Origin of the sequence: Streptomyces sp. WAC05374, from assembly GCF_004353505.1 — a bacterium.
Taxonomy (GTDB): Bacteria; Actinomycetota; Actinomycetes; order Streptomycetales; family Streptomycetaceae; genus Streptomyces.
Genome location: NZ_SMNQ01000005.1, coordinates 270,705 through 296,683, shown reverse-complemented (window position 1 = coordinate 296,683; position 25,979 = coordinate 270,705). Strand labels below are relative to the sequence as shown.

The window sequence follows — 25,979 nt, the reverse complement described above, 5'->3', positions numbered from 1 at the left end:
TGCCCGCTCACGAAGGTTCGAGATGTCCGAGTCGGTCTTCCCGCAGCTCGAAGCTCTGCTCCCGCATGTGCAGAAGCCCATCCAGTACGTCGGCGGTGAGCTGAACAGCACCGTCAAGGAGTGGGACAGCTCCGACGTCCGCTGGGCGCTGATGTACCCGGACGCCTACGAGGTGGGCCTGCCCAACCAGGGCGTCATGATCCTGTACGAGGTACTGAACGAGCGCGAGGGGGTCCTCGCCGAGCGCACGTACAGCGTCTGGCCCGACCTCGAGGCGCTGATGCGCGAGCACGGCGTGCCGCAGTTCACCGTGGACAGCCACCGGCCCGTGAAGGCGTTCGACGTCTTCGGGCTGAGCTTCTCCACCGAGCTGGGCTACACCAACATGCTCGCCGCGCTCGACCTCGCGGGCATCCCGCTGGAGTCCAAGGACCGCACGCTGGACGACCCGATCGTCCTCGCCGGCGGCCACGCGGCGTTCAACCCCGAGCCGATCGCCGACTTCATCGACGCGGCGATCATCGGTGACGGCGAGCAGGCCGTGCTCGACATGACCGAGATCATCCGCGCCTGGAAGGCGGAGGGCCGCCCCGGCGGCCGCGAGGAGGTCCTCTTCCGCCTCGCGAAGACCGGCTCCGTCTACATCCCGGCGTTCTACGACGTCGAGTACCTCCCCGACGGCCGCATCGGCCGGGTCGTGCCGAACAGGTCGGGCGTCCCGTGGCGCGTGTCCAAGCACACCGTCATGGACCTCGACGAGTGGCCCTACCCCAAGCAGCCGCTCGTCCCGCTCGCCGAGACCGTCCACGAGCGGATGAGCGTGGAGATCTTCCGCGGCTGCACCCGCGGCTGCCGTTTCTGCCAGGCCGGCATGATCACGCGCCCCGTGCGGGAGCGAAGCATCACCGGCATCGGCGAGATGGTGGACAAGGGCCTCAAGGCGACCGGCTTCGAGGAGGTCGGCCTGCTGTCGCTCTCCTCCGCCGACCACTCCGAGATCGGTGACATCGCCAAGGGCCTCGCCGACCGGTACGAGGACGACAAGATCGGCCTGTCCCTGCCCTCGACGCGCGTGGACGCCTTCAACGTCGACCTCGCCAACGAGCTGACCAGGAACGGCCGTCGCTCCGGTCTGACGTTCGCCCCCGAGGGCGGCTCCGAGCGCATGCGCAAGGTCATCAACAAGATGGTCTCGGAGGAGGACCTGATCCGGACCGTCGCCACCGCGTACGGCAACGGCTGGCGTCAGGTGAAGCTGTACTTCATGTGCGGCCTGCCGACCGAGACCGACGAGGACGTGCTCCAGATCGCCGACATGGCGATGAACGTCATCCAGAAGGGCCGTGAGGTCTCCGGGCAGAACGACATCCGCTGCACGGTCTCCATCGGCGGCTTCGTGCCCAAGCCGCACACCCCGTTCCAGTGGGCCCCGCAGCTCAGCGCCGAGGAGACCGACGCCCGGCTGGAGAAGCTCCGCGACAAGATCCGCGGCGACAAGAAGTACGGCCGCTCCATCGGCTTCCGCTACCACGACGGCAAGCCCGGCATCGTCGAGGGCCTCCTCTCGCGCGGCGACCGCCGCGTGGGCGACGTCATCCGCGCCGTCTACGAGGACGGCGGCCGCTTCGACGGCTGGCGCGAGCACTTCTCGTACGACCGGTGGATGGCCTGCGCCGACAAGACGCTGCCCGCGCACGGCGTGGACGTCGACTGGTACACCACCCGTGAGCGTACGTACGAGGAGGTCCTGCCCTGGGACCACCTGGACTCCGGTCTCGACAAGGACTGGCTCTGGGAGGACTGGCAGGACGCGCTCGACGAGACCGAGGTCGAGGACTGCCGCTGGACGCCGTGCTTCGACTGCGGTGTCTGCCCGCAGATGGACACCCACATCCAGATCGGCCCGACCGGCAAGAAGCTGCTGCCGCTGACCGTCGTCAAGTAGCCGCGTAACGTCCGCGCAACGGCCCGGCCCGGGGAGAAACCCCCGGTCCGGGCCGTTGCGTCCAGTAGGGCATGGACGTGGACAAGCGCGGGCGGGAGCCCGAGGGGTGCCTCACGGCGGCGATCCGCATCCCCGTACGGATCGTGGTGCTGATCGTCGTCGTGCCCGTACGCGTGGTCTGGGACGCCCTCACCGCGTGCGGGCGGGCACTCGACCGGGTGCTCCTCAGGCCGCTCGGCCGGGCGCTCCGCCGGCTGTGGGACAGCGTGCTCACCCCCGTCGGGCGCGCCCTCGCGTGGCTCGTGACGGGCCTGGTCACCCACGGCGTGGTCGCCCCCTGCGCGTGGCTGTACCGCTGGGTGCTCGCCCCGGCCGGGCGCGGCGTCGCCCGGCTCGCGGCCGGGTTCGCCGCGGGGACGGCATGGCTGGTCACCACCCTGGTCGTCAGGCCGCTGGCGTGGCTGCACCGCACGGTGCTGCGGCCGCTCGGGCGGGGCGTGGGCCTGGTCCTGTGGGCGGTGCTGGTATGGCCCTGGATCGCGCTGTACCGGTGGGTGATGACCCCGGCCGGGCACGGCCTGGTGTGGCTGTACACGCACGCTCTCCTTCCGCTCGGCCGCGGGCTGTGGGCGGCTGGGGCCTGGCTCGGGAGGGTGCTGATCGTCGCACCCGCCCTGTTCGTGCACCGCTGGGTGCTCACGCCGCTGGGGCGGGCGCTCGTCGTGGCCGGGCGGGAGGTCCGGGACGCGTTCGTGGTGGCGTGGCGGGTGGCCGGGTACGTCTCGCGGGCGGTGTGGCGGGCGGTCGCGTGGCTGGTCCGGCAGTTGGCCGTGCGGCCCCTGACCTGGTTCTACCGGAGCGTGTGCACCCCGGTCGGGCACGCCGTGCGGGACCACCTGTGGCGGCCGGTCCGCCGCGCCGCCGCCGAGGCGGGCCGCGCCGCCGGGGCCGCGCTCGCCTCCGCGCGGGAAACGGTGCGCCGGGCCCGCCGGGACGCGTGGCGCGCACTGGTCGGCGGGGACCGGGCCGGGCGGCCTGGGGAACCCGCCGGAGCTCCGGCGCGTAGTCTGGGTAGTACAACGACTGCGCCCGGCGTGGCGCCCGCACCCGAGATCTCCCTGCGCAAGCGGGGGTGAGCCGGGCGGGACCCCCGGGAGCCGCCCGAATTTTCGTGGGCGGAGCGCCACCGCGCCCGCCCCGCACCGAGGAGAAGAACCACTGGGCAAGCGACAGCCCGAAGGCCCGCCGCCCGCACCGGCAGTGCAGCGCATCCGCCTGCGCTACACCAAGCGCGGCCGCCTCCGGTTCACCAGCCACCGTGACTTCCAGCGCGCGTTCGAGCGTGCCCTGCGCCGCGCCGAGGTGCCCATGGCGTACTCGGCGGGCTTCACCCCGCACCCCAAGGTCTCGTACGCCAATGCCGCCCCCACCGGCACGGGCTCCGAGGCCGAGTACCTGGAGATCGCGCTCACCGAGCAGCGGGACCCGCAGAAGCTGCGCGAGCTGCTCGACGAGTCGCTGCCGGACGGACTCGACATCACCGACGCCGTGGAGGCCCGCACCTCGGGCCTCGCCGACCGGCTGACCGCCTCCGTCTGGGAGCTGCGCCTGGAGGGCGTGGCGGCCGAGGACGCCGAGCGCGCCGTCGCCGCCTTCCTCGCCGCCGGCACGGTCGAGGTGCAGCGCAAGACCAAGAACGGGATGCGCACCTTCGACGCCCGGGCCGCCGTCGCGGACCTCCGGGCGGCCCCGGCGCCGGGCGATAGGCCCGGGCAGGGCCCCTGTGCGATACTGCGGCTGGTTGTTCGGCACGTGACACCTGCCGTACGACCCGACGACGTCCTGTCCGGTCTCCGAGCTGTGGCCGACCTGGCGCCGCCGGTCCCCGCAGCGGTGACCAGGCTGGCGCAGGGGCTCTTCGACGAGGAGTCCGGCACGGTGACCGACCCGCTCGCGCCCGACCGCGAGGCAGTCACGGCCGCCCCACCCAAGGCCGCCGGACTCGCCGCCGCCCCGGAGCCGACAGGTGCCGGTCCCGCGTAGGGCGGTCGTCGTAGCGCGGCCCTGGCGCTCGGGAGCCACCTGGGTCCGGCCGCGTCCACCCACAGGAGACTTTCGCCAGGCCGTACGCACAAGGCATACGGAACCGGCGAGCCAGACATAACAGCTCCCGTGCGGCGCCGCGCCAGACGCGGCGCCCGGGAGCGTGACGGGAGAACCGCCCGCATGCTCGAGCCGAACGACTCCGGCGCCACCGCCGGTAACCACAACGAAGAGAACAATTCGCCCAGCGACACGCTGCCGCCGCGCCGCCGTCGCCGTGCGGCGTCCCGCCCCGCCGGTCCGCCGGTCACGGCGGCCGCCGGTGGCGCCCCGGCCGGCGAGGTCGTCGTCGAGACGTCCACCACCGAGCCGGCCGACGTGGCGTCCCTCGCCGAGGCGCCCAACGAGGCGGCCGAGCCCGCCCCGGCGCGTCCGCGTCGCCGTGCCACCCGTAAGGCCACCGCCCCGGCGGGTGCGCCGCAGGTCGCCGAGGAGCCGCAGGCCGCCGAGGAGCCGGTCGCCGAGGTGCCGGTCGTGGAGGAGCCGCAGGCCGAGGCCGCCCCGGCGCGTCCGCGTCGCCGTGCCACCCGTAAGGCGACCGCTCCGGCGGGTGCGCCGCAGGTCGCCGAGGAGCCGCAGGCCGCCGAGGCCCCGGTCGCCGAGGTGCCGGTCGTGGAGGAGCCGCAGGCCGAGGCCGCCCCGGCGCGTCCGCGTCGCCGTGCCACCCGTAAGGCCACCGCTCCGGCGGGTGCGCCGCAGGTCGCCGAGGAGCCGCAGGCCGCCGAGGCCCCGGTCGCCGAGGAGCCGCAGCCCGAGGCCGCCCAGGCCCCGGCCGCCGAGGAGCCCGAGGCCGCCCCGCGCCGCACCCGCCGCCGCGCCACCCGCAAGGCCACCGCCCCCGCCGGCGCCCCGCAGCCGCAGGAGCAGGTCCGGGCCGAGGACGAAGAGGTCACCGAGGCGGGCGAGAGCCTGCCGGCCGACACCGTCGCGCAGATCTCCTCCGACGAGGCCGGGGCCGAGGTCGCCGCCGCCGAGGAGGCCGCCTCCCGCGGCCGTACACGCCGCCGCGCCGCCGCCCCGCAGTTCACCGCCGAGCCGGTGAAGAAGCCCGAGCAGTCCCGTGGCCGCCGTGCCGCGCGGCCCGCCGTGCCGGTCTTCCAGGCCCCGGTCTTCACCGAGCCGATGTTCCAGACCCCGGAGACCGCCGCCGCCGCGGCCGCCGCCGAGGCCGCCGAGAAGGAGGAGGCCGCGGAGGTCGCCGAGGCCGTCGCCCCGGCCGCCGAGGTCACCGAGCAGCCCGAGGCGGGCGGCCGTCGCCGCCGTCGCCGCCGTGGCGAACCGGCCGAGCGCGCCGAGCAGGCCCAGCCGGAGCCCGAGGCCCCGGCCGCCACCGAAACCGAGGCCGAGGCCGAGGCCGAGGTGGAGACCGAGCCCGAGGCGGAGGCCGTCGGCGAGGAGGGTGACGAGTTCGAGGACCGTCCCTCGCGCCGCCGCCGCCGTGGTGGCCGCCGTCGCCGCCGTGGCGAGGCCACCGAGGGGGAGGAGGCCGAGGAGGCCGCCCGCGCCGAGGAGGAGGCCGCCGACGAGGAGGCCGAGGAGGAGCAGGACGAGGCCGAGGACGAGCACGACGAGGCGGGCACCCCGTCGGCCGCCGGCACCAGCAGCTCCCGCCGTCGCCGTCGCCGCCGTCGCCGCAGCGGTGACGGGGGTGCCGAGGCCGAGGCGGGCGAGGAGGACGGCGTCCGCACGGTCGTCAAGGTCCGCGAGCCCCGCCCCAAGGCCGAGCCGTCCGACGAGGTGCAGTCCATCAAGGGCTCGACCCGTCTGGAGGCCAAGAAGCAGCGCCGCCGCGAGGGCCGCGAGCAGGGCCGCCGCCGCGTCCCGATCATCACCGAGGCCGAGTTCCTGGCGCGCCGCGAGGCCGTCGAGCGCGTGATGGTCGTCCGCCAGAGCGGCGAGCGCACCCAGATCGGCGTCCTCGAGGACAACGTGCTCGTCGAGCACTACGTCAACAAGGAGCAGGCCACCAGCTACGTCGGCAACGTCTACCTGGGCAAGGTCCAGAACGTCCTGCCGTCCATGGAGGCCGCGTTCGTCGACATCGGCAAGGGCCGCAACGCCGTCCTGTACGCCGGTGAGGTCAACTTCGAGGCGCTCGGCATGGCCAACGGGCCGCGCCGGATCGAGACCGCGCTCAAGTCGGGCCAGTCCGTCCTCGTCCAGGTGACGAAGGACCCGATCGGCCACAAGGGCGCCCGCCTCACCAGCCAGGTCTCGCTGCCCGGCCGCTACCTGGTGTACGTGCCCGAGGGCTCGATGACCGGTATCAGCCGCAAGCTGCCCGACACCGAGCGCGCCCGGCTGAAGACCATCCTCAAGAAGATCGTCCCCGAGGACGCGGGCGTCATCGTGCGCACCGCCGCCGAGGGCGCGAGCGAGGACGAGCTGCGCCGGGACGTCGAGCGGCTCCAGGCGCAGTGGGAAGACATCCAGAAGAAGGCGAAGAACGGCAACGCTCCGACCCTTCTCTACGGTGAGCCCGACATGACCGTCCGGGTCGTCCGCGACATCTTCAACGAGGACTTCTCGAAGGTGATCGTCAGCGGCGACGAGGCGTGGAAGACCATCCACGGCTACGTGTCGCACGTGGCGCCCGACCTGGCGGACCGGCTCCAGCGCTGGACGTCGGAGACCGACGTCTTCGCCACGTACCGGATCGACGAGCAGCTCATGAAGGCGCTGGACCGCAAGGTCTGGCTGCCGTCCGGCGGCTCGCTGGTGATCGACAAGACCGAGGCGATGATCGTCGTCGACGTCAACACCGGCAAGTTCACCGGCCAGGGCGGCAACCTCGAGGAGACCGTCACCAGGAACAACCTGGAGGCGGCCGAGGAGATCGTGCGCCAGCTCCGGCTGCGCGACCTCGGCGGCATCGTCGTCATCGACTTCATCGACATGGTGCTGGAGTCCAACCGGGACCTGGTGCTGCGGCGCCTGCTGGAGTGCCTGGGCCGGGACCGCACCAAGCACCAGGTCGCCGAGGTCACCTCGCTGGGCCTGGTCCAGATGACCCGCAAGCGGGTGGGCCAGGGCCTGCTGGAGTCCTTCTCCGAGACCTGCGTCCACTGCAACGGCCGTGGCGTGATCGTCCACATGGAGCAGCCGACCACCGCCGGTGGCGGTGGCAACGGCGGCAAGCGTGCCAAGAAGCGCGCCCGTGCCGCCGAGGCGGAGGCCGAGCCGGAGACCACCGAGACCGAGACCGAGCCGGAGATCGAGACCGAGGCCGAGGTCGCCGCCGAGGTCGCGGCCCCGGTGGCGGTGGAGGAGCCGTTCCGTCCCGACGAGGAGCTCTACTCCAGCGTCGCGGAGGCCGAGGCGGCCGCGGGCCGTGGCCGTTCGCGCCGCCGGGTGTCCCGCAAGGCGACGGCCCCGGCCGGTGCGCCGAAGCCGGCCATGGAGCCCGTGCCGCAGCCGGCGGTCGCCGAGGTGGCCCCCGAGGCCATCGAGGTGGAGGCCGCCCCGGCGCTCGCCACCGCGGCCGAGGCGGCGACGGTGGCCGAGGCCGCTCCCGCCGCCGAGGCGGCCCCGCAGGGCCGCACCCGGCGCCGCGCCACCCGTAAGGCGACCGCCCCGGCTGGCCCGCCGAAGCCGGTGGCGGCCGAGGAGGAGCCGGAGCCCGCCCAGCCGGAGCCCGTGTCGGAGCCCGTCCGGGAGCCCGCGCCCGAGCCGCAGGCCGAGCCGGCCGCGTCGGCCGCGCCCGAGGAGCCGGTCGCCCAGGAGGCCCCCGTGGCCGCCCCGCCGCGTGCGCGCCGCCGGGTCGTCCGCAAGGTCACCGCTCCGGCCGGTTCGCCCGCCGCCGCGGAGGCCGCGGTCGTCGTGGTGAGCAGCGGCTCCCCGGCACAGCCCGAGGCACCGGAGGCACCGGTGGCGGAAACGGCACCGGAGGCCGCCGAGGTCACCGGGGCCGCACAGCCCGAGGCCGCACAGTCCGAGGCCGCGGAGGAAGCGGCTCCGGCCAAGAAGGCCGCGGCGCGCAAGACCGCCAAGAAGGCCACGGCGAAGAAGGCGGCCGCCAAGAAGACGGCCGCCAAGAAGACGACCGCGGCGAAGAAGACGACCGCCAAGAAGGCCGCCACCAAGACGGCGGCCACCAAGACGGCGGCGAAGACGGCGAAGACGGCCAAGTCGGCCGCCAAGAAGACCGTCGCGGCCGAGCAGTAGACAGCCGGGTGCCCGGTCACCGTGACAGTGGTCACGGTGACCGGGCGCCGGCGGTGAGCTGTCCGCCGAACACCCGGTGAGCGCCGATTGAACGTTCCGCGTACCGCCCCGGATTAGCGGGGCCGGAGCCGCGGTTTTGTTTCGGAATCGATGCCTCCAACGGTTAACGGCCCCGAAATTGACTAGGAAATTCCTGATAATGTGACGCCGGTCGCTGCCGTCGGCGGGCCCCGCCCGAAGACTACGGTCGGTGACCGACCCGGTTCCGGGACAGACCGGTCCCAGCATTCCTCGGTAGGGCGTCGGCATCGCGCCGGAGGGGTAGCGCGGCCTTGTTAGCCTCCGCAACACCCTTCAGACCTCTGCCACAAAGAGCTCTTGCGGTGTTCAAGGAGGACGTCCATGCCGAGCATCAACGAGCAGCCCATCCCCGCTGCCCGCCCGGTCATCGGTGAAGAAGAGATCGAGGCCGCCGTACGCGTACTGCGCACGGGCCGGGTCGTACAGGGCCCCGAAGTGGCCGCCTTCGAGGAGGGATTCTCCGAGCTGGTCGACGGGCGCCACTGCGTCGCCGTCAACTCCGGTACGTCGGCGCTGCACCTCCTTCTGATGGCGCTGAACATCGGCCCGGGTGACGAGGTGATCGTCCCGTCCTTCTCGTTCGCCGCGTCGGCGAACGCGGTCCGCCTCGTGGGCGCCGACGTCGTCTTCGTCGACATCGAGGCCGACAGCTTCAACATCGACCCCGCCGCCGTCGAGGCCGCCATCACCCCGCGCACCGCCGCGATCATGCCGGTCCACATCTACGGCAACCCGGCCGCCATGGACAAGATCATGGCCATCGCGGAGAAGCACAAGCTCGCGGTCGTCGAGGACGCCTGCCAGGCGCACGCCGCGGCCCTGCACGGCACCCCGGTCGGCGCGTTCGGCTCCGGTGGCACGTTCAGCTTCTACCCGACCAAGAACATGCACTCCCTCGAGGGCGGCATGATCTCCACGGCCGACGCCGAGATCGCCCGCACCCTGCGCCTGCTGCGCAACCAGGGCATGGAGCAGCGGTACGCCAACGAGATCGTCGGCGCCAACATGCGCATGACCGACGTGGCCGCCGCCGTCGGCCGCGTCCAGCTCTCCAAGCTGCACGGCTGGACCGAGACGCGCATCGCCAACGCCGCGTACCTCTCGGAGCACATCACCGCGCCGAACATCGTGACGCCGGTCGTCGCCGAGGGCGCGCGCCACATCTACCACCAGTACACGATCCGGGTGCGGGGCGGCGAGGGCGCGCGCGACGCCGCGATGGCGAAGCTCACCGAGGCGGGCGTCGGCAACGCCGTGTACTACCCGACCCCGATCCACCGGCTCAAGCCGTACTGGGAGCCGGACCAGAAGGCGGGCCGGAACTGGGACCTGCCCGAGACGGAGAAGGCCGCCGCCGAGGTCGTCTCGCTGCCCGTCCACCCCTCGCTGACCCAGAACGACCTTGAGCGCATCGTCACCGCCGTGAACGCGCTGGGAGAGAACCTGTGACTGCTGCTGGAATGCGGGCCGGCCTGATCGGCCTCGGCTCCATGGGACGCCACCACGCCCGCGTACTGGCCGGGCTGGACGGCGTCACGCTCGTCGGCGTCGTCGACCCGATGGGCGACAAGAACGGCTGGGCGCAGGGCGCGCCCGTCCTGTCCACCGTCGAGGAACTGATCTCGCTGGGCATCGACTACGCCGTCGTCGCCTGCCCGACCGCGCTGCACGAGGAGGTCGGCCTGAAGCTGGCCGACGCCGGGGTGCACGCGCTGATCGAGAAGCCGGTCGCCGACACGGTCGAGGGCGCCCGCCGCCTCGTCGAGGCGTTCGAGACGCGGAGCCTGGTGGCCGGTGTCGGCCACATCGAGCGCTGCAACCCGGCGCTGCGCTCGCTGCGCACCCGCCTGGAGGCCGGCGAGCTGGGCGACGTCTACCAGGTCGTCACCCGCCGCCAGGGCCCCTTCCCGCACCGCATCGCGGACGTCGGCGTGGTCAAGGACCTCGCCACCCACGACATCGACCTGACGGGCTGGGTCACCGGCCAGCAGTACACGTCGATCGCCGCGCACACGGTGTCCAAGTCGGGCCGCCCGCACGAGGACATGGTCTCCGCCGTCGGCCAGCTCTCCGACGGCACGATGGTCAACCACCTGGTCAACTGGCTGAGCCCGCTGAAGGAACGCTTCACGTCGGTCACCGGTGAGAAGGGCTGCTTCATCGCCGACACCCTCACCGCCGACCTCACGTTCTACTCCAACGCCGCCGTCGCCACCGAGTGGGAGGCGCTGCGCGCGTTCCGCGGTGTGTCCGAGGGTGACATGATCCGCTACGCCATCCCCAAGCGGGAGCCGCTCCTCGTCGAGCACGAGCTGTTCCGCGACGCGGTCCTCGGCAAGGGCGACGACATCTGCACCCTGCGCCAGGGCCTGCGTACGGTGGAGGTGGCCGCGGCCGTCATCGACTCCGCCGACCGCGGCGTCACCGTGCGGCTCACCCCGGAGGACGTGGCCAGTTGACCACACCCGATGTCACCGTCGTGGTAGCCGTGTACAACACGATGCCGTACCTCACCGAGTGCCTGAACTCGCTGGTGGGGCAGAGCATCGGGCTGGACCGGCTCGAGGTCGTGGCCGTCGACGACGGCTCGACCGACGACAGTGGCCGGGAACTGGACCGCTTCGCGGAGAAGTACCCGAATACTGTCAAGGTGATCCATCAGGCCAACTCCGGCGGCCCGGCTGCTCCCAGCAACCGGGCCCTGGAGCTGGCCACCGGTCGTTACGTCTACTTCATCGGCTCCGACGACTACCTGGGCAAGGAAGCCCTGGCGCGCATGGTGGCCTGTGCCGACGAGCACGGCTCCGACGTCGTCGTCGGCAAGATGGTGGGCACGAACGGCCGTTACGTCCACCAGGCGCTGTTCAAGAAGAGCGACCCGGACGTCTCGCTGTACGACTCGGCCCTGCCGTTCACGCTGGCCAACACCAAGCTCTTCCGCCGCGAGCTGGTGGAGAAGCACAAGCTGCGCTTCCCCGAGGACCTGCCGGTCGGCTCCGACCAGCCGTTCACCCTGGAGGCGTGCGTACGGGCCGCGAAGATCTCGGTCCTGGCGGACTACACGTACTACTACGCGGTCAAGCGCGGCGACGCCAGCAACATCACCTACCGGGCGAACCACCTGTCCCGGCTGCGCTGCACCGAGCGGATCATGCACTTCGCGGCCTCGCTCATCGAGGCGGGCCCGCAGCGTGACGCGGTCCTCAAGCGCCACTTCACCTGGGAGCTCGCCAAGCTGGTCCAGGACGACTTCCCGGCGCTGGACGCGGTGACGCGGACCGAGATCTGCGCGGGCATCGCGAAGCTGGCGGACGAGTACTTCACCGACGCGCTGCGCGACGCGATGGACGTCAAGCGGCGGGTGCGGATCTGCCTGGCCCGGCGGGGCGCCGTCGAGGAGCTCGTACGGGCCATCGAGGACGAGGCCGAGCACGGCTCGCCGCCGCTGCTGCTGGAGGACGGGCGGGCCTTCGTCCGCTACCGGGGCTTCCGCGACCCGTCCCTGGGGCTGCCCGACCGGGCGTACGAGGTGATCGGCGAGGCCGTCCCCGGGCGGCTGGCCGAGAACACCTCGCTGGTCGCGGCCGAGTGGGACCAGCACGGCGACGACATGGCCGTCGACCTGACGGTACGGCTCGGCCTGGCCGGCGAGACCGGCTCCGCCGTCGTGAGGCTCGCCACGAAGGCCATGCCCAAGAGCGCCGACAAGCCCGGCGCCCGCCGGCTCCCCGTGGGGCACGAACTGCCCGCGACGGTGGGGGAGTTCACCCGCAAGCCGACCGAGGACGGCGAGGGCACCCTGCTCACCGCCCGCATCCCGGTCAAAGCCAAGAGCGCCAAGCTCGGTGTGCGCGTGTACGCCGACGTGGCAGGCTCGACGTACGAGATTCCCGTGCCGGTCCGCGGCCGGCCACTGCCCCTGGCCCGGCGCTGGCGCGAGCGCGTCCCCTACCGGATCTCCGCCAACGCCAACCCCAAGGGGCGGCTGGTGATCACCACGGCCCCGCTCTGGGAGCCCTCGCTCGGCGTGGGCAAGCGACTGCGTCAACTGATGTCCCGTGTGAAGAGGAAACTGACCCGATGAATATCTGTGTAGTCGCGCTCGGCAAGATCGGTCTGCCGCTCGCCGTGCAGTTCGCCGCCAAGGGCCACAAGGTCATCGGCGCCGACGTCAACGAGAAGGTCGTCGAGCTGGTCAACGCCGGCACCGAGCCCTTCCCCGGCGAGCACGACCTCGACCGGCTGCTGAAGCAGACCGTCGACGCCGGTCTGCTGTCCGCGACCACCGACACGGCCGCCGCCGTCGCCCAGTCCGAGGCCGTCGTGGTCGTCGTCCCGCTGTTCGTGGACGCCGAGGGCACCCCGGACTTCGGCTGGATGGACTCCGCCACGAAGGCCATCGCCAAGGGCCTGAAGCCCGGCACCCTCGTCTCCTACGAGACGACCCTGCCGGTCGGCACCACCCGCACCCGCTGGGCGCCGATGCTGGAGGAGGGCTCCGGCCTGAAGGCCGGCGAGGACTTCCACCTGGTCTTCTCCCCGGAGCGCGTCCTCACCGGCCGCGTCTTCGCCGACCTGCGCCGCTACCCCAAGCTCGTCGGCGGCATCGACGAGGCGTCGGCCAAGCACGGCGTCGAGTTCTACGAGCAGGTCCTCGACTTCGACGAGCGTGACGACCTGCCGCGCGCCAACGGCGTGTGGGACCTGGGCACCGCCGAGGCCTCCGAGCTCGCCAAGCTCGCCGAGACCACCTACCGCGACGTCAACATCGGCCTGGCCAACCAGTTCGCCCGGTTCGCCGACCAGCAGAACATCGACGTCCTGAAGGTCATCGAGGCCTGCAACAGCCAGCCCTACAGCCACATCCACCAGCCCGGCATCGCCGTCGGCGGCCACTGCATCCCGATCTACCCGCGGATGTACCTGTGGAACGACCCGGAGGCCACCGTCGTGCGCTCGGCCCGCGAGGCCAACGCCGCGATGCCCGAGTACGCCGTCGACCTGCTGGCCGCCGCGTACGGCGACCTGAAGGACGTGAACGTGCTCGTGCTGGGCGCCGCCTACCGCGGTGGCGTCAAGGAGACCGCGTTCTCCGGCGTCTTCGGCACCGTCGAGGCCCTCAAGGCCCGGGGCGCCGTCCCGTACGTCTCCGACCCGATGTACACGGCCGAGGAGCTCGCCGCGCACGGCCTCACCCCGCACCAGGGCGAGAAGGTCACCGCCGCGATCCTCCAGGCCGACCACGCCGAGTACAAGGAGCTGGCCGCCGCCGACCTGCCGGACGTCACCGTCCTGGTCGACGGCCGCCGCACCACGGACCCGGCCCGCTGGGAGGGCGTCCGCCGCGTCGTCATCGGCGGCTGACCGAGCGGCCGATCCCGTACACAACGAACAGTGGCCCTGCCCCGCTCACGTGGGGCAGGGCCGGTTTGCAGAGGGTTTCCCCATGACCTGGTTGATTACTGGCGGCGCCGGATTCATCGGCTCCCACGTGGTGAGGGCGATGGCCGAGGGCGGCGAGCGGATCGTCGTCCTGGACGACCTGAGCACCGGCCGCGCCGAGCGGCTCCCCGAGGGCGTCCCCCTGGAGGTCGGCACCGTCCTGGACCGTGCCGTCGTCGACCGCGTGCTGCGCGAGCACGCCGTCACCGGCATCGTGCACATCGCGGGCAAGAAGCAGGTCGCCGAGTCGGTCGCCAAGCCGCTGCACTACTACCGCGAGAACGTCGAGGGCCTCCGTACGCTCCTGGAGGGCGCCGTGGAGGCCGGTGTGACCCGGTTCCTGTTCTCGTCGTCGGCCGCCGTGTACGGCATGCCCGACGTGGACCTCGTCACCGAGGCCACCCCGTGCGCGCCCATCAACCCCTACGGCGAGACCAAGCTGGCCGGCGAGTGGCTGGTCACGGCGGCGGGGCGGACGCACGGCATGGCGACCGCCTCGCTGCGGTACTTCAACGTGGCGGGCGCCGCCACGCCCGAGCTGGGCGACGACGGCGTCTTCAACCTCGTACCGATGGTCTTCGAGCGGCTCACGGCCGACGAGCAGCCGCGGATCTTCGGCGACGACTACCCGACGCCCGACGGCACGTGCATCCGCGACTACATCCACGTCGAGGACATCGCCTCCGCGCACGTCGCCGCCGCCCGCCGGCTCGCCGCCGACCCGGCCGCCTCGCTGATCCTGAACATCGGCCGGGGCGAGGGCGTCTCCGTCACGGAGATGGTCGGGATCATCCAGGACGTCACCGGCCGCACCGACATCAAGCCGCTGGTCACCGAGCGCCGCCCCGGCGACCCGGCCCGCGTGGTGGCCTCCGCCGACCGCATCCGTGAGGAGCTGGACTGGAGCGCCCGGTACGGGGTGCGCGAGATGGTCGAGTCCGCGTGGGCGGGCTGGCGGCTCCGCCACCCGTAAGCACCGCACACACGGCGAAGGGCCCCGGGATCGCTCCCGGGGCCCTTCGCCGTGCGCGGCCTACTCCTCGCCGAGGAACAGCTTGTCGAAGGCCTTGCTCACGACCGGCCAGTCCCACGTCGACAGCGCGTACTCCGAGGCCAGCTTGCCGGCGTTCTGCCACGCCTCCTCGGTCGCCGTCGCCTCCAGGATCCGCTGCGCGGCCTCCTCGGTGGAGCCGACGACCCAGCCCTCCGGGTACAGCGTGCGGGCGCTGTTGGGCTTGCCCGCGTAGAACGGCCAGTCGCGGGCGACGGGGACGGCGGCGCTCGCCGCGCCCTCCATCAGGCCCACGTGGCAGCCCTCACGCACCGACGAGGACATGATCACGCCGATGTCGGTGAGCGCCGACGGCACGTCGTCGGTCGGGCCGAGCTTGCGCACGACGCCTTCCTCGATGAGCGGGGCGATCTCCTTGTCGAACTGACGCCGGTAGTCGCGGGTCGCGCGGCTGGTCTTCGGGTTCATGTCGCCGCCCACCAGCAGCAGCCGGTAGCGCTCGTCGTGCTCCCGCACCCGCCGCAGCACGTCCACGGCCCACATCGGGTCCTTGGCGACCTGGCTGATGCCCACCAGACCCAGGTTGAAGCGGGCGTCCTCGGACTTCGGGCGGGCGAAGCCCGACAGGTCCATGGCGTTGTCGATCAGGTGCGCACGCGGCGCGCCCTCACCGCGCAGCATGGGCACCAGCGACTCGACGAGGTCCTTCACGTGCGGGGCGACGTAGATCAGGTCGTCGATCCGCGAGAAGTCCGTCATGTGCGGCCAGCGCGTGAACGCCTCGTAGCTGTGCAGGCGCACCACGATCCGGGTGTCGCCCGGATCGATCGTCGTCAGCATCGCCGCCGGGCCGACCGACCAGTCCAGGAAGACCGTGTCCGCCCAGTCCAGGTACGGCCGCATCAGCCGCTCGACTTCCTCCTGGTACGTGCTGGTACCGCCGGCCATGCGGTCCTCCAGCACCCGGCGGCCCGCCCACGCGATCCGCTTGAGCGCCTTCTGCGCCGCCAGGTCCAGGTACCGCAGCTCCACGCCCTCGTGGTTGCCGTACCGGTCCAGGATGTGGTGCAGGAAGTTGTCGTTGGCGCTGGTGGTGACCAGCAGCCGCAGCGGGCGGCCCTTGGGGGCCGGCGCGGCGGGCGTCCGCCTGCCCTGCGGGCGGGCGAGCGTCTGCATGGCCCGGGAGCGGTACAGCGGGGCGACGAAGCCCTCGGCGTCCTTGGCCAGCGGGGAGGAGAGCTGGTCGATGTGCAGCACCCGGTGGAAGGCCAGGAACAGCGCACGGTCCAGCGCGAAGGACGCCTTCTCGTGGTCGCCCCGGTCGTACTGGGCGTCCGCGTGCGCGAGCTGGGCGGCGACCGCCTTGCCGAGGTCGCGCGGGTTGAGCCCCTTGCCCAGCTCCTTCATCACGGCCTCGTCCATGAGCTGCGCCTTGAGCCCCAGGTCGGGGATCTTCGACGCGGCGGCGGCGAGCGCCAGGGCGGCACCGCTGGTGCGGCCCGCCCACTGCATGCCCTCGGCCACGTAGCGGGAGGTCGCGATGCGCACCTTGGCCGGCACGCCGGGCGCCGTGACGGCCGTGCGCCACATGCGGGCGCCGACCGTGGAGCGCATCACCGGACGGGCGGTGGCGTGCCGCATCACCGTGGCGGGAAGCCCGTCCACGGAGCGGCGCACGTTCTGCTTGACGACGTCCAGCGGCGGCAGGACGCCGCGGCCGGCCGCGGCGCCCTTGGCCTTGACCCGCTCGACGGCCTTCAGGGCCGGCGCGAGACCGAAGTGGGCCTCCTCGACGCGGTAGTACTGCGCCAGGCGCCACACGGTGTACACGGCGCCCGCGTCGAGCGCCACCAGGACGTCCGCCTTGCGGGCGAGCCGGCGCAGCGAGCCGTCCCGCTGGGCCTGCATCCACACCTTCATGCCGCCCGGCGCCGTACGGGCCTTGCGGCGCAGCGCCGTGCTGCGGAAGTTGAGGTTGCGCGGGAGCTGGAGGGTGCCGTCCAGCTCCATGGCGGCGAGCTCCTCGGCGACCGGCTCCAGGTGGAAGGTTCCGGCGAGGTACGTCGTCGCGCCCGCGGCGCGGAACTTGCGCACCGAGTCGGCGAACACGCCCACCTGGGGGCGGACGCTGGCGATGAACAGGACGTTGGTCACAGGGACGGTCCTCCGGCGACGATCTGGTTCTCGGCGGGGGAGGCCGCGTCCGCCTTCTCCGCCTGGAGCGTGGCGTAGTCGTCGATGAGCTGCTTCACGGCGGTGGTCATCAGCGCCTCGCGGGTGAACTGGTCGGCGTGCGCCATGGCTTCGGCGTGGACCTCGTCGCTCGTCTCGACCGCCATGTGCGCGGCCTTGATGAACGACTCGGTCAGGCCCTCCTCGTCGATGCCGACGGCGCCCGTCCACAGCGGGTGGCCGCGCAGCACGTTGGAGGCGTCGTGCTCGACGACGTGCGCCGACACGATCGGCAGGCCCGTCGCCATGTACTCGTACACCTTGCCGGAGGTGACGTAACGGCCGCCGATGAGGATGAGGACCATCGCGTCCCAGCGGGCGTAGATGGACGCCACCTCGGCCTTGGCGGCGGGGCCGCCGAAGCGTACGCCGTCGACCTCGGCCTGCTTGAGGACCTCGGCGTGCCGGTTGGCCTCGCGGCCGGAGCCGTTGCCGATGTGGCCGCGCACCTCGAAGGTGGCGTTGGCCAGCAGCGGCTCCTTCTCGCGGGCGGCGCGCCAGGCGTTCAGCACGGTCTCCAGGTGCGGGACCGTGAAGTTGACGGTGCCGAGGTAGCCGAAGGCCAGGCCTGCCTCGGGGTTGGCGCGGTGCGCCTTGCCGGGCGAGCTGTCGGCGTCGTAACCGTTGCGCACGACGTGCACCCGGTCGGCGAAGTCCGGGTAGCGGGTGCGGTAGTGCTCCGCGATGGGGTCGTTGACGACCCACAGGGACAGCGCGTTGTCGAGGATCTTCTGCTCCCAGCGGCCCTCGGCGGAGTCGCGGGAGAACGCCTCGACGCCGTCGATGACGTCGATGGACCAGCCGTCGCGGAAGTCCACCGCGTACGGGACCTTCGCCTCCTCCCACAGCTTCCACGCCGCGGCGAGGTTGACGTAGGGGACGCAGCTCGCGAGCAGCAGGTCGGCCGGGTGCTCGCCGTGGACGCGGAGCACGGCCTGCTCCAGATCCTCGCGCCAGTCACCGAAGTTGGGCTCCGGGAAGGGCTCCATCTGGCGGCGGCGCAGCCGCGTCACCCACCCGTTCGGGTTGAGCGCGCGGTCCTCGCTGTACAGACGGATGTCCGTCTCCAGGTCCTCGCGCACCAGGGGCAGTTCGACGATCTTGATCTTCGGGTCGACCTGCTCCAGGAGCGTGAGGTCGACGCCGGAGTCCCTTTCCCAGGACTCCTGCGCGATGGTGACGACGGTGACGTCCCAGCCCTGGTTGATGAACTGGTTCGCGGTCTCGCGCATGCGGTACGCGCAGCTCTTGGCCGCGGGCGGGAAACCGATGGCGAGGTAGATCACATGGGGCCGCTTGCCTGTCGCGGGCAGCCCGGACCTGGGAGACGCTGACATAACCGGTGACGCTAGCACGGTGACATGTACGGAAAAGTGCCTCGTGAGAGGACCTGTCCGGTCACGCGTGCCGGCTGCCTCCCTTCCACTCTTCCATGATCCGGACAACGTTCTGGGCGGCCCGTCCGTCGCCGTACGGGGTGCCCGGGTCGGCCGTCGGCACCGCGCGGGTCACGGTCGCGGCCCACTCGTCGGCCGGCAGCGTGTGCGGGTCGGGAACAAGGACGTTCCAGCCCGTCTCCACGGTTTCCACCCACTCCGTCTCGGGACGGATGGTGGTGGTGATGCGCTCCAGCAGGAACGCCTCCTTCTGCAGACCGCCCGAGTCGGTGACCACACCGGCCGAGGCGAGCACGGCGGCGACCAGACCGGCGTACGGCAGCGGGCGGCCGACGTGCACGGAACCGGTGTTGAGCTCGATGCCGTGCTCCTCGGCGCGGGCCACCAGGCGCGGGTGGGCGAGCAGCGCGACGGGGACCGGCAGGCCGGCCAGCGAGTCGACGATTCGGCGCAGCCGCTCCGGGTCGTCGGTGTTGTCCGGACGGTGCAGCGTGGCCAGCAGGAACGGCTTCGCCGGGTCGATGCCCTCGGGCAGCGCGGGCGCGGGGTGCTTGCCGGCCAGCACGTCGTCCCGGATCTTCAGGCAGATGTCGACCATCACGTCACCGGCCAGCACGGCACGGTCCTTGAGGCCCTCGTCGGCGAGGTGGCGCATGGCCTCCTCGGTCGGGGCGAGCAGGACGTCGGCGCAGTGGTCGGTCAGGACGCGGTTGTGCTCCTCCGGCATGCGCCGGTTGAAGGAGCGCAGGCCCGCCTCCAGGTGGGCGACCGGCAGGTGCATCTTCACGGCCGAAAGGGCACCGGCGATGGTGGAGTTGGTGTCGCCGTAGACCAGGACCCAGTCCGGCTTCTCGCGCTCCAGGACCGGGTCGAGCGCGGAGAGCACCGCACCGGTCTGGACGCCGTGGCTGCCGGAGCCGACGCCCAGGTGGACGTCCGGGTCAGGGATGCCGAGGCCGTCGAAGAAGACGTCGGAGAGGTCGGCGTCGTAGTGCTGCCCGGTGTGCACGATGAAGTGCTCGTGCTCCGTCTCGGCGAACGCCGCCGCGATGGGAGCGAGCTTCACCAATTGGGGACGTGCGCCGACGATGCTGATGACTTTCACTGAGCACTCTTCTTCTACTGGGACAGGTCAATGAGGGAGGCGTGCCGTGCCATCGTAGGCAATGGCCGGGATGACCAGCCCCGCGGCCGGACCACCGGGCGGAACACCCGGGTCCGACGGCCGTGGTCAGACATGGTCAGAAGGTGCGTGCGCACCCATGACGGCCTGGGATAACGATTCCATGAACAGTTGACGACGAGGTTTCGCGGTGGTCCGGTCCGCCGTCAGGGCCGTACGGCCCGCGGGCCGACGGTCTCGGCGCCGTGCGCCTCCACGCGCCGGCGCAGCTCCCGGTCGGCCGTCACCACCACGCACCCGCGCCCCGCCGCGGCCGCCTCGCCCGCGAGCTCCACGATCCGGTCGTCGCCGCTGCCCGGCGCCTCGTCGACCCGCACCCCGGGCACCGGCTCCACACCCCGGGCCCGCCCCTCGACGACCAGGACGACGTCCATCGGGCCGGGGCGGCCGGCCACTCCGCCGGCGGCGTAGGGGACGAGCCGGTCGCGCAGCCGCTCGGCGGCCCCGCGGCGGTCCCGCCACCAGCCGTCCGGCACCGATCCGACGACGTTCGCGGCGTCGACGACGAGAAGAGTCAGCACCCCACGAGGGTCCCACGCCGATGCGCCCGGACAGGCCTTCCGGGGGACTGGGGAACACCCGCCAAAATGCTATGGTCGCGCAAGCTTGGGGGAACTGTGCGTGAACTGTTTCAACTGTTCAGGGGAAGGTCGGCGGTGAGCCATGGCGGTGTGGTCCGCGCGGAAGTCCAGGCGTCCCGACGACGCCCCCTCGCGGCGTAGCGCCGCCCCCTTCGGCACCCCGCTCCCCGACGCCTCCCTGCCGGCCACCACCGACTGGCTGGTGCGCGGCAAGGACGGCCGCCTCACCGCGTACGCCCCGGTCGAGGGCGCCGTGCTGCGCTGGACCGAGAAGCACCCGGGCGGCCCCGAGTGGACCGGCCCCGAGTCGTTCCCGGCGCCGGACATCGTGCCGTACCTCTCCATAGCCCAGGGCTCCGACGGGTACGTCCACCTCGTCTCGCTGCGCCGCACCCGCCTCGCGGACGGCACCCCCGCCACCGACGTGGTCTTCGCCCTCCAGTACCAGTCCGGCCTGGCCATGCGCGACTGGGCCGTGGTCGGCAACCCGTACCCGAACGACCCGGCGCTCGCCGAGAAGATCGGCCTGCCCGCGGCCGTGATCGACTCCGAGGGCTCGCTGCACGTCTTCGTGCGCAACGTGGGCGGCGGGATCTGCGGGCGCGCCTCGGTGCCGTCCGGCAAGTGGAACAAGTGGGCCGACCTCAAGGGCAGCGGGATCACCGGCGCCATCTCGGCGTCGATCACCACCGAGGGCCTGATGGAGCTGGTCGCGCCGACGCGGGACCACATCCTGCGCTGGACGCAGGAGACCAGGGGAGTGAAGTTCCAGCGGGCGGAGGACGTCCCGGCCTCGGCCGAGGCGGGCTCGCTGTCCACGGAGGAGACCGGCACCGGCCGCCTCACCCACTTCTGGCACGACGCCGACGAGGGCACGGTCCGGGCCTGGCGCCCCGGCGACAAGGCCCCCTCCCCGCTGGGCTCCGGTGCGGGCACCGGCCCGGTCGCCCTGCTCCGCACGGCCGTGGACGGCCACGACTGCACGATCATGGCGCGCCGGGACGCCGCCACCGGGCGCCCCGCCCTGGCCGCGTACCCGACCGAGGACGAGGCGCTCGGCGCCACCTGGACGCTCACCGGCGAACCGTGCGTGGGCGCCCCCGCGCTCGCGGTCGACGGGCGGGGCCGCGTCGTGATGGCCGCCTTCGGTACGGACGGCACCCTGCGCGTCGCCCGCCAGAAGCCCGAGCCGGGCCTGGCGCTTGAGGCGTGGGCGCGGGTCTAGGGCGGCTCTTCCCCGGGGCACCGCTCACGGGGAGTGGTTCGACACGGTCAGCAGGTAGCTGCCGTACCCGCTCGACATCAGGGCCGCGCCCGCCAGGACCGTCCACGCGATCGCCGGGCGCGCCCGGGCCAGCGGGGCCGCCAGCGGCAGCAGCAGGACGAAGTCGGTCAGCAGGAAGCGCGCCTTGGAGTTGAAGTAGCCGGTGGTGCCCAGGGTGATGACCAGCATCGACACCGCGTACACCAGCAGCGGGGCGGGCCTGCGCTGCAGGACGCACACCACCAGCAGGACGACGGAGGCGCCGATCGTCGCGGCGATCACCGCCTTGTCCAGCGAGATGGCGCGCTGCCCGAAGACGGCCGCGAGGTGGCGGAGCGTGTAGGCACCGCCGTCGAAGGTGGTGCCCCACCGCCGCTGCACCCGCAGGTACCCGTCCCAGTGCCCGGCCCGCAGGGCCACCCAGGCGAACCAGCAGCACCACCCGAGCGGCGCGACGGCCGCGGCCGTCAGCAGCCGGGCGACGGGCCGCTCCTCCCGGCCGGGACCGGGTCTCAGCTCCCACAGGGCGCACGCCACCACCATGACGACGACGGCGACACCCGTCGGGCGGGTCAGACCGGCGAACACCGCCAGGACGGCGGCCGTGATCCAGCGGCGGGTGAGCACGGCGTACAGGGCCCAGGCCGCGAGCGCCGTGAACAGGGTCTCCGTGTACGCCATCGACTGGACCACGGCGTGCGGGACGATGCCCCACATCACCACGGCGATCACGGCGGTCCGCCGGCCCGCGACGCGCTCGGCGACGGCGTACACGCCCCACGCGGCCATCACGGACGCCAGCACCGCGATGACCCACGCGGCCGCGCGGGCGCTCAGCGGCAGCACGGCGGCGGCCCCGCGGATCAGCGTCGGGTACAGCGGGAGGAACGCGTACCGGCACAGTTCGCCCTGCCGGGCGCAGGTCGCCGGATACCCCTCCTCGGCGATGAGCACGTACCAGGCGCTGTCCCACCTGCTCGCCAGGACGTCGAGCAGGCCCTTGGGCGAGTTCGCCAGGATCACCGCGACACCGAGCGCCCGCGCCACCGCGTACGCCGCCAGAGCCGGCCAGGCACGCCGTGCGGCGGCCGTGATCCGCGCCGCCGCACCGGGACGGGCCGCGCCGCCCGGAGACCGCCGCGACGGCGCCGTTCCCCGGGCGTCCGGCGTGTTGCGGGTGGGAAGCTGCGCCATGCAAGGAGGTTCACATCCCGGCACGGCTCCCGCATCCGGACGGCGCGCGCCCCCGGGCGCGGGAGCGGCCGCCCCGGGACGGGGCGGGACGGGGGCCGGGCCGGACGGGGGCGGCCCGGGGACGCGACGGGCCCCGGGCGATGCCCGGGGCCCGTTCGTGTGCGCTCGGCGCCGCCGCGTCAGCCGCGCTCGGTGAGCGTGCCGTCCTTCTCGTCGAACAGCGCGCCGGTCTTCGGGCACTCCCACACGCCCGGCTCGCCGTCCCGCTCCACCAGCCGGACGCCGGCGCGGCCGACCCAGCCGATCTGCCGCGCCGGGACGCCCACGACCAGCGCGAAGTCCGGGACGTCCTTGGTGACGACCGCGCCGGCGGCCACCATCGCCCAGCGGCCGATCTCCAGCGGCGCCACGCACACCGAGCGCGCGCCGATCGAGGCACCGTCGGCGATCCGCACGCCCACGGCCTCCCAGTCGCCGCCGCGCTTCTGCTTGAAGTCGGGGTCGACGGAGCGCGGGTTGTGGTCGTTGGTGAGGACGACGGCGGGGCCGATGAAGACACCGTCGCCGAGCTCGGCCGGCTCGTAGACCAGGGCGTAGTTCTGGAGCTTGCAGTTGTCGCCCATGCGCACGCCCGTGCCGACGTACGCGCCGCGGCCGATCACGCAGCCCTCGCCGAGCTTCGCGTCCTCGCGGATCTGCGCGAGCTCCCAGACGCTGCTGCCCGCGCCGATCTCGGCGCTGTCGGCGACCTGGGCGGTGGGCTGGACCCTGTAGTTCACTGTGCTCTGCCTTCCGGTGTGCGGCTTCCCGCGGCTTGCCCGGTGAGCATACGGGCGGGCGGTCGGGCGGGGTCCCGACGGGCTGGTTTGACCCGTGGGAGCGCGGACCTTAACCTTGACCGTCGGCGTGTTTCCATGCGCGCCAACTCCTGAGCACCTTCCTCCGGACGATGATCCGGAGAGGCCGCTCGTCCCACCCGGACAGTCACGGACCCTCGCCGGTCCGTGCGAGCGGCTGGCATCAGGGGTTTCCGTTCCGAGCGAGAGAGAGATCCGCGTGTACGCCATCGTGCGCAGCGGTGGTCGCCAGCACAAGGTTGCTGTCGGCGACATCGTTGAGGTTGACAAGATTTCCACTGCCAAGGTTGGCGACACGGTCGAGCTCTCGACCCTGCTCGTTGTCGACGGCGACGCTGTGACCAGCGACCCGTGGGTGCTGGCCGGCATCAAGGTCCAGGCCGAGGTCGTGGACCACCACAAGGGCGCCAAGATCGACATCCTGCGCTACAAGAACAAGACCGGCTACCGCCGTCGTCAGGGCCACCGCCAGCAGTACACGGCGATCAAGGTCACGGCGATCCCCACGGCTGCGAAGTAAGGGACTGAGGAGACATGGCACACAAGAAGGGCGCATCGTCCACCCGGAACGGTCGCGACTCCAACGCTCAGCGGCTCGGCGTGAAGCGCTTCGGCGGTCAGGTCGTCAACGCCGGTGAGATCCTGGTCCGCCAGCGTGGCACCCACTTCCACCCCGGCGCGGGCGTCGGCCGTGGCGGCGACGACACGCTGTTCGCGCTGCAGGCCGGTGCGGTGCAGTTCGGCACGTTCCGTGGCCGCAAGGTCGTGAACATCGTTCCGACCGCTGCCTGATCCACTTTCGCGGAGGCGGACCTCACTTCCCGTACGGGAAGCGGGTCCGCCTTTCGCGTGTTACGTCTAAGACATTTGTTACGTACGTATCTGGAGGCACAGAACATGACCACCTTCGTGGACCGCGTCGAGCTGCATGTCGCCGCGGGTAACGGAGGCCACGGCTGTGCCTCCGTCCACCGCGAGAAGTTCAAGCCGCTCGGCGGCCCCGACGGGGGCAACGGCGGCCGGGGCGGCGACGTGATCCTGGTCGTCGACCAGTCGGTCACCACGCTGCTGGAGTACCACCACTCGCCGCACCGCAAGGCCACGAACGGCAAGCCCGGCGAGGGCGGCAACCGGTCCGGCAAGGACGGTCAGGACCTGGTCCTGGCGGTGCCGGACGGCACGGTCGTCCTCGACAAGCAGGGCAACGTGCTCGCCGACATGGTCGGGCACGGCACGTCGTACGTCGCCGCCGAGGGCGGCCGCGGCGGGCTCGGCAACGCCGCGCTGGCCTCGGCCCGCCGCAAGGCGCCGGGCTTCGCGCTGCTGGGCGTGCCGGGGCGGTCCGGCGACATCGTCCTGGAGCTGAAGACGGTCGCGGACGTGGCCCTGGTCGGCTACCCCAGCGCCGGCAAGTCGTCGCTGATCTCCGTGCTGTCCGCCGCCAAGCCGAAGATCGCGGACTACCCGTTCACCACCCTCGTCCCGAACCTGGGCGTCGTCACCGCCGGCTCGACCGTCTACACCATCGCGGACGTCCCCGGTCTCATCCCGGGCGCCAGCCAGGGCCGCGGCCTGGGCCTGGAGTTCCTGCGCCACGTCGAGCGCTGCTCGGTCCTCGTCCACGTCCTGGACACGGCCACCCTGGAGTCCGACCGTGACCCGGTGACCGACCTGGACGTCATCGAGGAGGAACTGAAGCAGTACGGCGGCCTCGACGACCGCCCGCGCATCGTCGTCCTGAACAAGATCGACATCCCGGACGGCAAGGACCTGGCGGACATGATCCGCCCCGACCTGGAGGCGCGCGGCTACCGCGTCTTCGAGGTCTCCGCCGTCGCCCACCTGGGCCTCAAGGAGCTGTCCTTCGCGCTGGCCGACATCGTCGCCAAGGCGCGGGCGGCCAAGCCGAAGGAGGAGGCGACCCGGATCGTCATCCGCCCGAAGGCCGTCGACGACGCGGGCTTCACGGTCACGCAGGAGGAGGACGGCCTCTTCCGCGTGCGCGGCGAGAAGCCGGAGCGCTGGGTGCGCCAGACGGACTTCAACAACGACGAGGCCGTCGGCTACCTGGCGGACCGCCTCAACCGCCTCGGTGTCGAGGACGAGCTGATGAAGGCCGGAGCCCGCGCGGGCGACGGCGTGGCCATCGGCCCCGAGGAGGACGCGGTCGTCTTCGACTGGGAGCCCACGATGATGGCGGGCGCGGAGATGCTCGGCCGCCGTGGCGAGGACCACCGCATGGAGGCCCCGCGTCCGGCCGCGCAGCGCCGCAAGGACCGCCAGGCGGAGCGGGACGAGGCCGACCGCGAGTTCGACGGCTTCGACCCCTTCTGATCCTGCGGCCGGTCCGGTTCCTGCGGGTGCTCCGGCTGCTCCGGCTGCTCCGGCTGTCCCGGTTCCTCCGGTTCCGGTTTCGCCCCCGTCGGCGGTGTGCCCCTGTTCGCGGGTACGCCGCCGGCGGGGGCGCGGTCGTGTGGTGGGCGGTCGCCACGGCCTGCTGCCCGCGGGCGGACGCCGCCCTCCG

The 25,979-nt window shown here is 72.5% G+C and carries 19 protein-coding genes; 13 read left to right on the top strand and 6 right to left on the bottom strand.

Going from position 1 to position 25,979, the window contains the following annotated elements; genetic code table 11:
* Window positions 1-22: 22 nt before the first annotated feature.
* The 9 genes from E2B92_RS13760 (at window position 23) to galE (ending at window position 14,708) form a co-directional block, all read left to right on the top strand.
* On the top strand, window positions 23-1,945 hold the full coding sequence (locus tag E2B92_RS13760) for a TIGR03960 family B12-binding radical SAM protein (protein WP_126884902.1): 1,923 nt from the start codon (window positions 23-25) through the stop codon (window positions 1,943-1,945).
* 71 nt (window positions 1,946-2,016) lie between these two features.
* Window positions 2,017-3,081: a hypothetical protein gene (locus tag E2B92_RS13755; protein WP_126884903.1), complete on the top strand. Its 1,065-nt coding sequence runs from the start codon at window positions 2,017-2,019 to the stop codon at window positions 3,079-3,081.
* A gap of 124 nt (window positions 3,082-3,205) precedes the next feature.
* A complete protein-coding gene (locus E2B92_RS13750; RefSeq protein WP_126884904.1) occupies window positions 3,206-3,988 on the top strand; it encodes a TIGR03936 family radical SAM-associated protein in 783 nt (260 codons plus the stop codon).
* A gap of 183 nt (window positions 3,989-4,171) precedes the next feature.
* Entirely contained in the window at window positions 4,172-8,212 is a 4,041-nt protein-coding gene (locus tag E2B92_RS13745) for an Rne/Rng family ribonuclease (RefSeq protein ID WP_133087536.1), read from the top strand.
* Window positions 8,213-8,614: 402 nt separating this feature from the next.
* Window positions 8,615-9,742, top strand: coding sequence for a DegT/DnrJ/EryC1/StrS family aminotransferase (locus tag E2B92_RS13740; protein ID WP_126884905.1), 1,128 nt, complete (start codon window positions 8,615-8,617; stop codon window positions 9,740-9,742).
* An 11-nt stretch (window positions 9,743-9,753) separates the two neighbouring features.
* The gene (locus E2B92_RS13735) at window positions 9,754-10,752 is read left to right on the top strand and encodes a Gfo/Idh/MocA family protein (RefSeq protein WP_399431394.1); all 999 of its coding nucleotides are present in this window, start codon (window positions 9,754-9,756) and stop codon (window positions 10,750-10,752) included.
* Window positions 10,749-12,377 carry a glycosyltransferase family 2 protein gene (locus E2B92_RS13730; RefSeq protein WP_126884907.1) on the top strand — a complete coding sequence of 543 codons (1,629 nt, stop codon included), beginning with the start codon at window positions 10,749-10,751 and terminating at the stop codon, window positions 12,375-12,377. The genes E2B92_RS13735 and E2B92_RS13730 overlap by 4 nt, the downstream gene beginning before the upstream one ends.
* Complete coding sequence (locus E2B92_RS13725) at window positions 12,374-13,657, top strand: nucleotide sugar dehydrogenase (protein WP_126884908.1); 1,284 nt, start codon at window positions 12,374-12,376, stop codon at window positions 13,655-13,657. Before E2B92_RS13730 ends, E2B92_RS13725 begins: the two co-directional genes overlap by 4 nt.
* Before the next feature lie 82 nt (window positions 13,658-13,739).
* Entirely contained in the window at window positions 13,740-14,708 is a 969-nt protein-coding gene (gene galE / locus E2B92_RS13720; protein ID WP_126884909.1) for a UDP-glucose 4-epimerase GalE, read from the top strand.
* A gap of 60 nt (window positions 14,709-14,768) precedes the next feature.
* On the opposite strand, the gene E2B92_RS13715 is transcribed toward galE, so the two are convergent.
* From E2B92_RS13715 to E2B92_RS13700, 4 genes are all read right to left on the bottom strand, one after another.
* Window positions 14,769-16,901: a glycosyltransferase family 1 protein gene (locus E2B92_RS13715; RefSeq protein WP_126884910.1), complete on the bottom strand. Its 2,133-nt coding sequence runs from the start codon at window positions 16,899-16,901 to the stop codon at window positions 14,769-14,771.
* Window positions 16,898-18,265: a glycosyltransferase gene (locus E2B92_RS13710; protein ID WP_126884916.1), complete on the bottom strand. Its 1,368-nt coding sequence runs from the start codon at window positions 18,263-18,265 to the stop codon at window positions 16,898-16,900. The genes E2B92_RS13715 and E2B92_RS13710 overlap by 4 nt, the downstream gene beginning before the upstream one ends.
* Window positions 18,266-18,377: 112 nt before the next feature.
* On the bottom strand, window positions 18,378-19,481 hold the full coding sequence (gene wecB / locus E2B92_RS13705; RefSeq protein WP_126884911.1) for a non-hydrolyzing UDP-N-acetylglucosamine 2-epimerase: 1,104 nt from the start codon (window positions 19,479-19,481) through the stop codon (window positions 18,378-18,380).
* Between the two features lie 224 nt (window positions 19,482-19,705).
* On the bottom strand, window positions 19,706-20,080 hold the full coding sequence (locus tag E2B92_RS13700) for an NTP pyrophosphohydrolase (protein WP_126884912.1): 375 nt from the start codon (window positions 20,078-20,080) through the stop codon (window positions 19,706-19,708).
* Between the two features lie 142 nt (window positions 20,081-20,222).
* Between E2B92_RS13700 and E2B92_RS13695 the strand changes: the two genes are divergently transcribed.
* The gene (locus E2B92_RS13695; protein WP_126884913.1) at window positions 20,223-21,365 is read left to right on the top strand and encodes a hypothetical protein; all 1,143 of its coding nucleotides are present in this window, start codon (window positions 20,223-20,225) and stop codon (window positions 21,363-21,365) included.
* Between the two features lie 24 nt (window positions 21,366-21,389).
* On the opposite strand, the gene E2B92_RS13690 is transcribed toward E2B92_RS13695, so the two are convergent.
* Window positions 21,390-22,598: a glycosyltransferase family 39 protein gene (locus tag E2B92_RS13690; RefSeq protein ID WP_126884914.1), complete on the bottom strand. Its 1,209-nt coding sequence runs from the start codon at window positions 22,596-22,598 to the stop codon at window positions 21,390-21,392.
* Between the two features lie 179 nt (window positions 22,599-22,777).
* Entirely contained in the window at window positions 22,778-23,377 is a 600-nt protein-coding gene (locus E2B92_RS13685) for an acyltransferase (protein ID WP_126889417.1), read from the bottom strand.
* Between the two features lie 277 nt (window positions 23,378-23,654).
* Between E2B92_RS13685 and rplU the strand changes: the two genes are divergently transcribed.
* From rplU to obgE, 3 genes are all read left to right on the top strand, one after another.
* On the top strand, window positions 23,655-23,975 hold the full coding sequence (gene rplU, locus E2B92_RS13680) for a 50S ribosomal protein L21 (protein WP_017944922.1): 321 nt from the start codon (window positions 23,655-23,657) through the stop codon (window positions 23,973-23,975).
* A gap of 14 nt (window positions 23,976-23,989) precedes the next feature.
* On the top strand, window positions 23,990-24,247 hold the full coding sequence (rpmA, locus tag E2B92_RS13675) for a 50S ribosomal protein L27 (RefSeq protein WP_126889416.1): 258 nt from the start codon (window positions 23,990-23,992) through the stop codon (window positions 24,245-24,247).
* 105 nt (window positions 24,248-24,352) lie between these two features.
* Window positions 24,353-25,789 carry a GTPase ObgE gene (gene obgE, locus E2B92_RS13670; RefSeq protein ID WP_126889415.1) on the top strand — a complete coding sequence of 479 codons (1,437 nt, stop codon included), beginning with the start codon at window positions 24,353-24,355 and terminating at the stop codon, window positions 25,787-25,789.
* Window positions 25,790-25,979 lie beyond the last annotated feature (190 nt).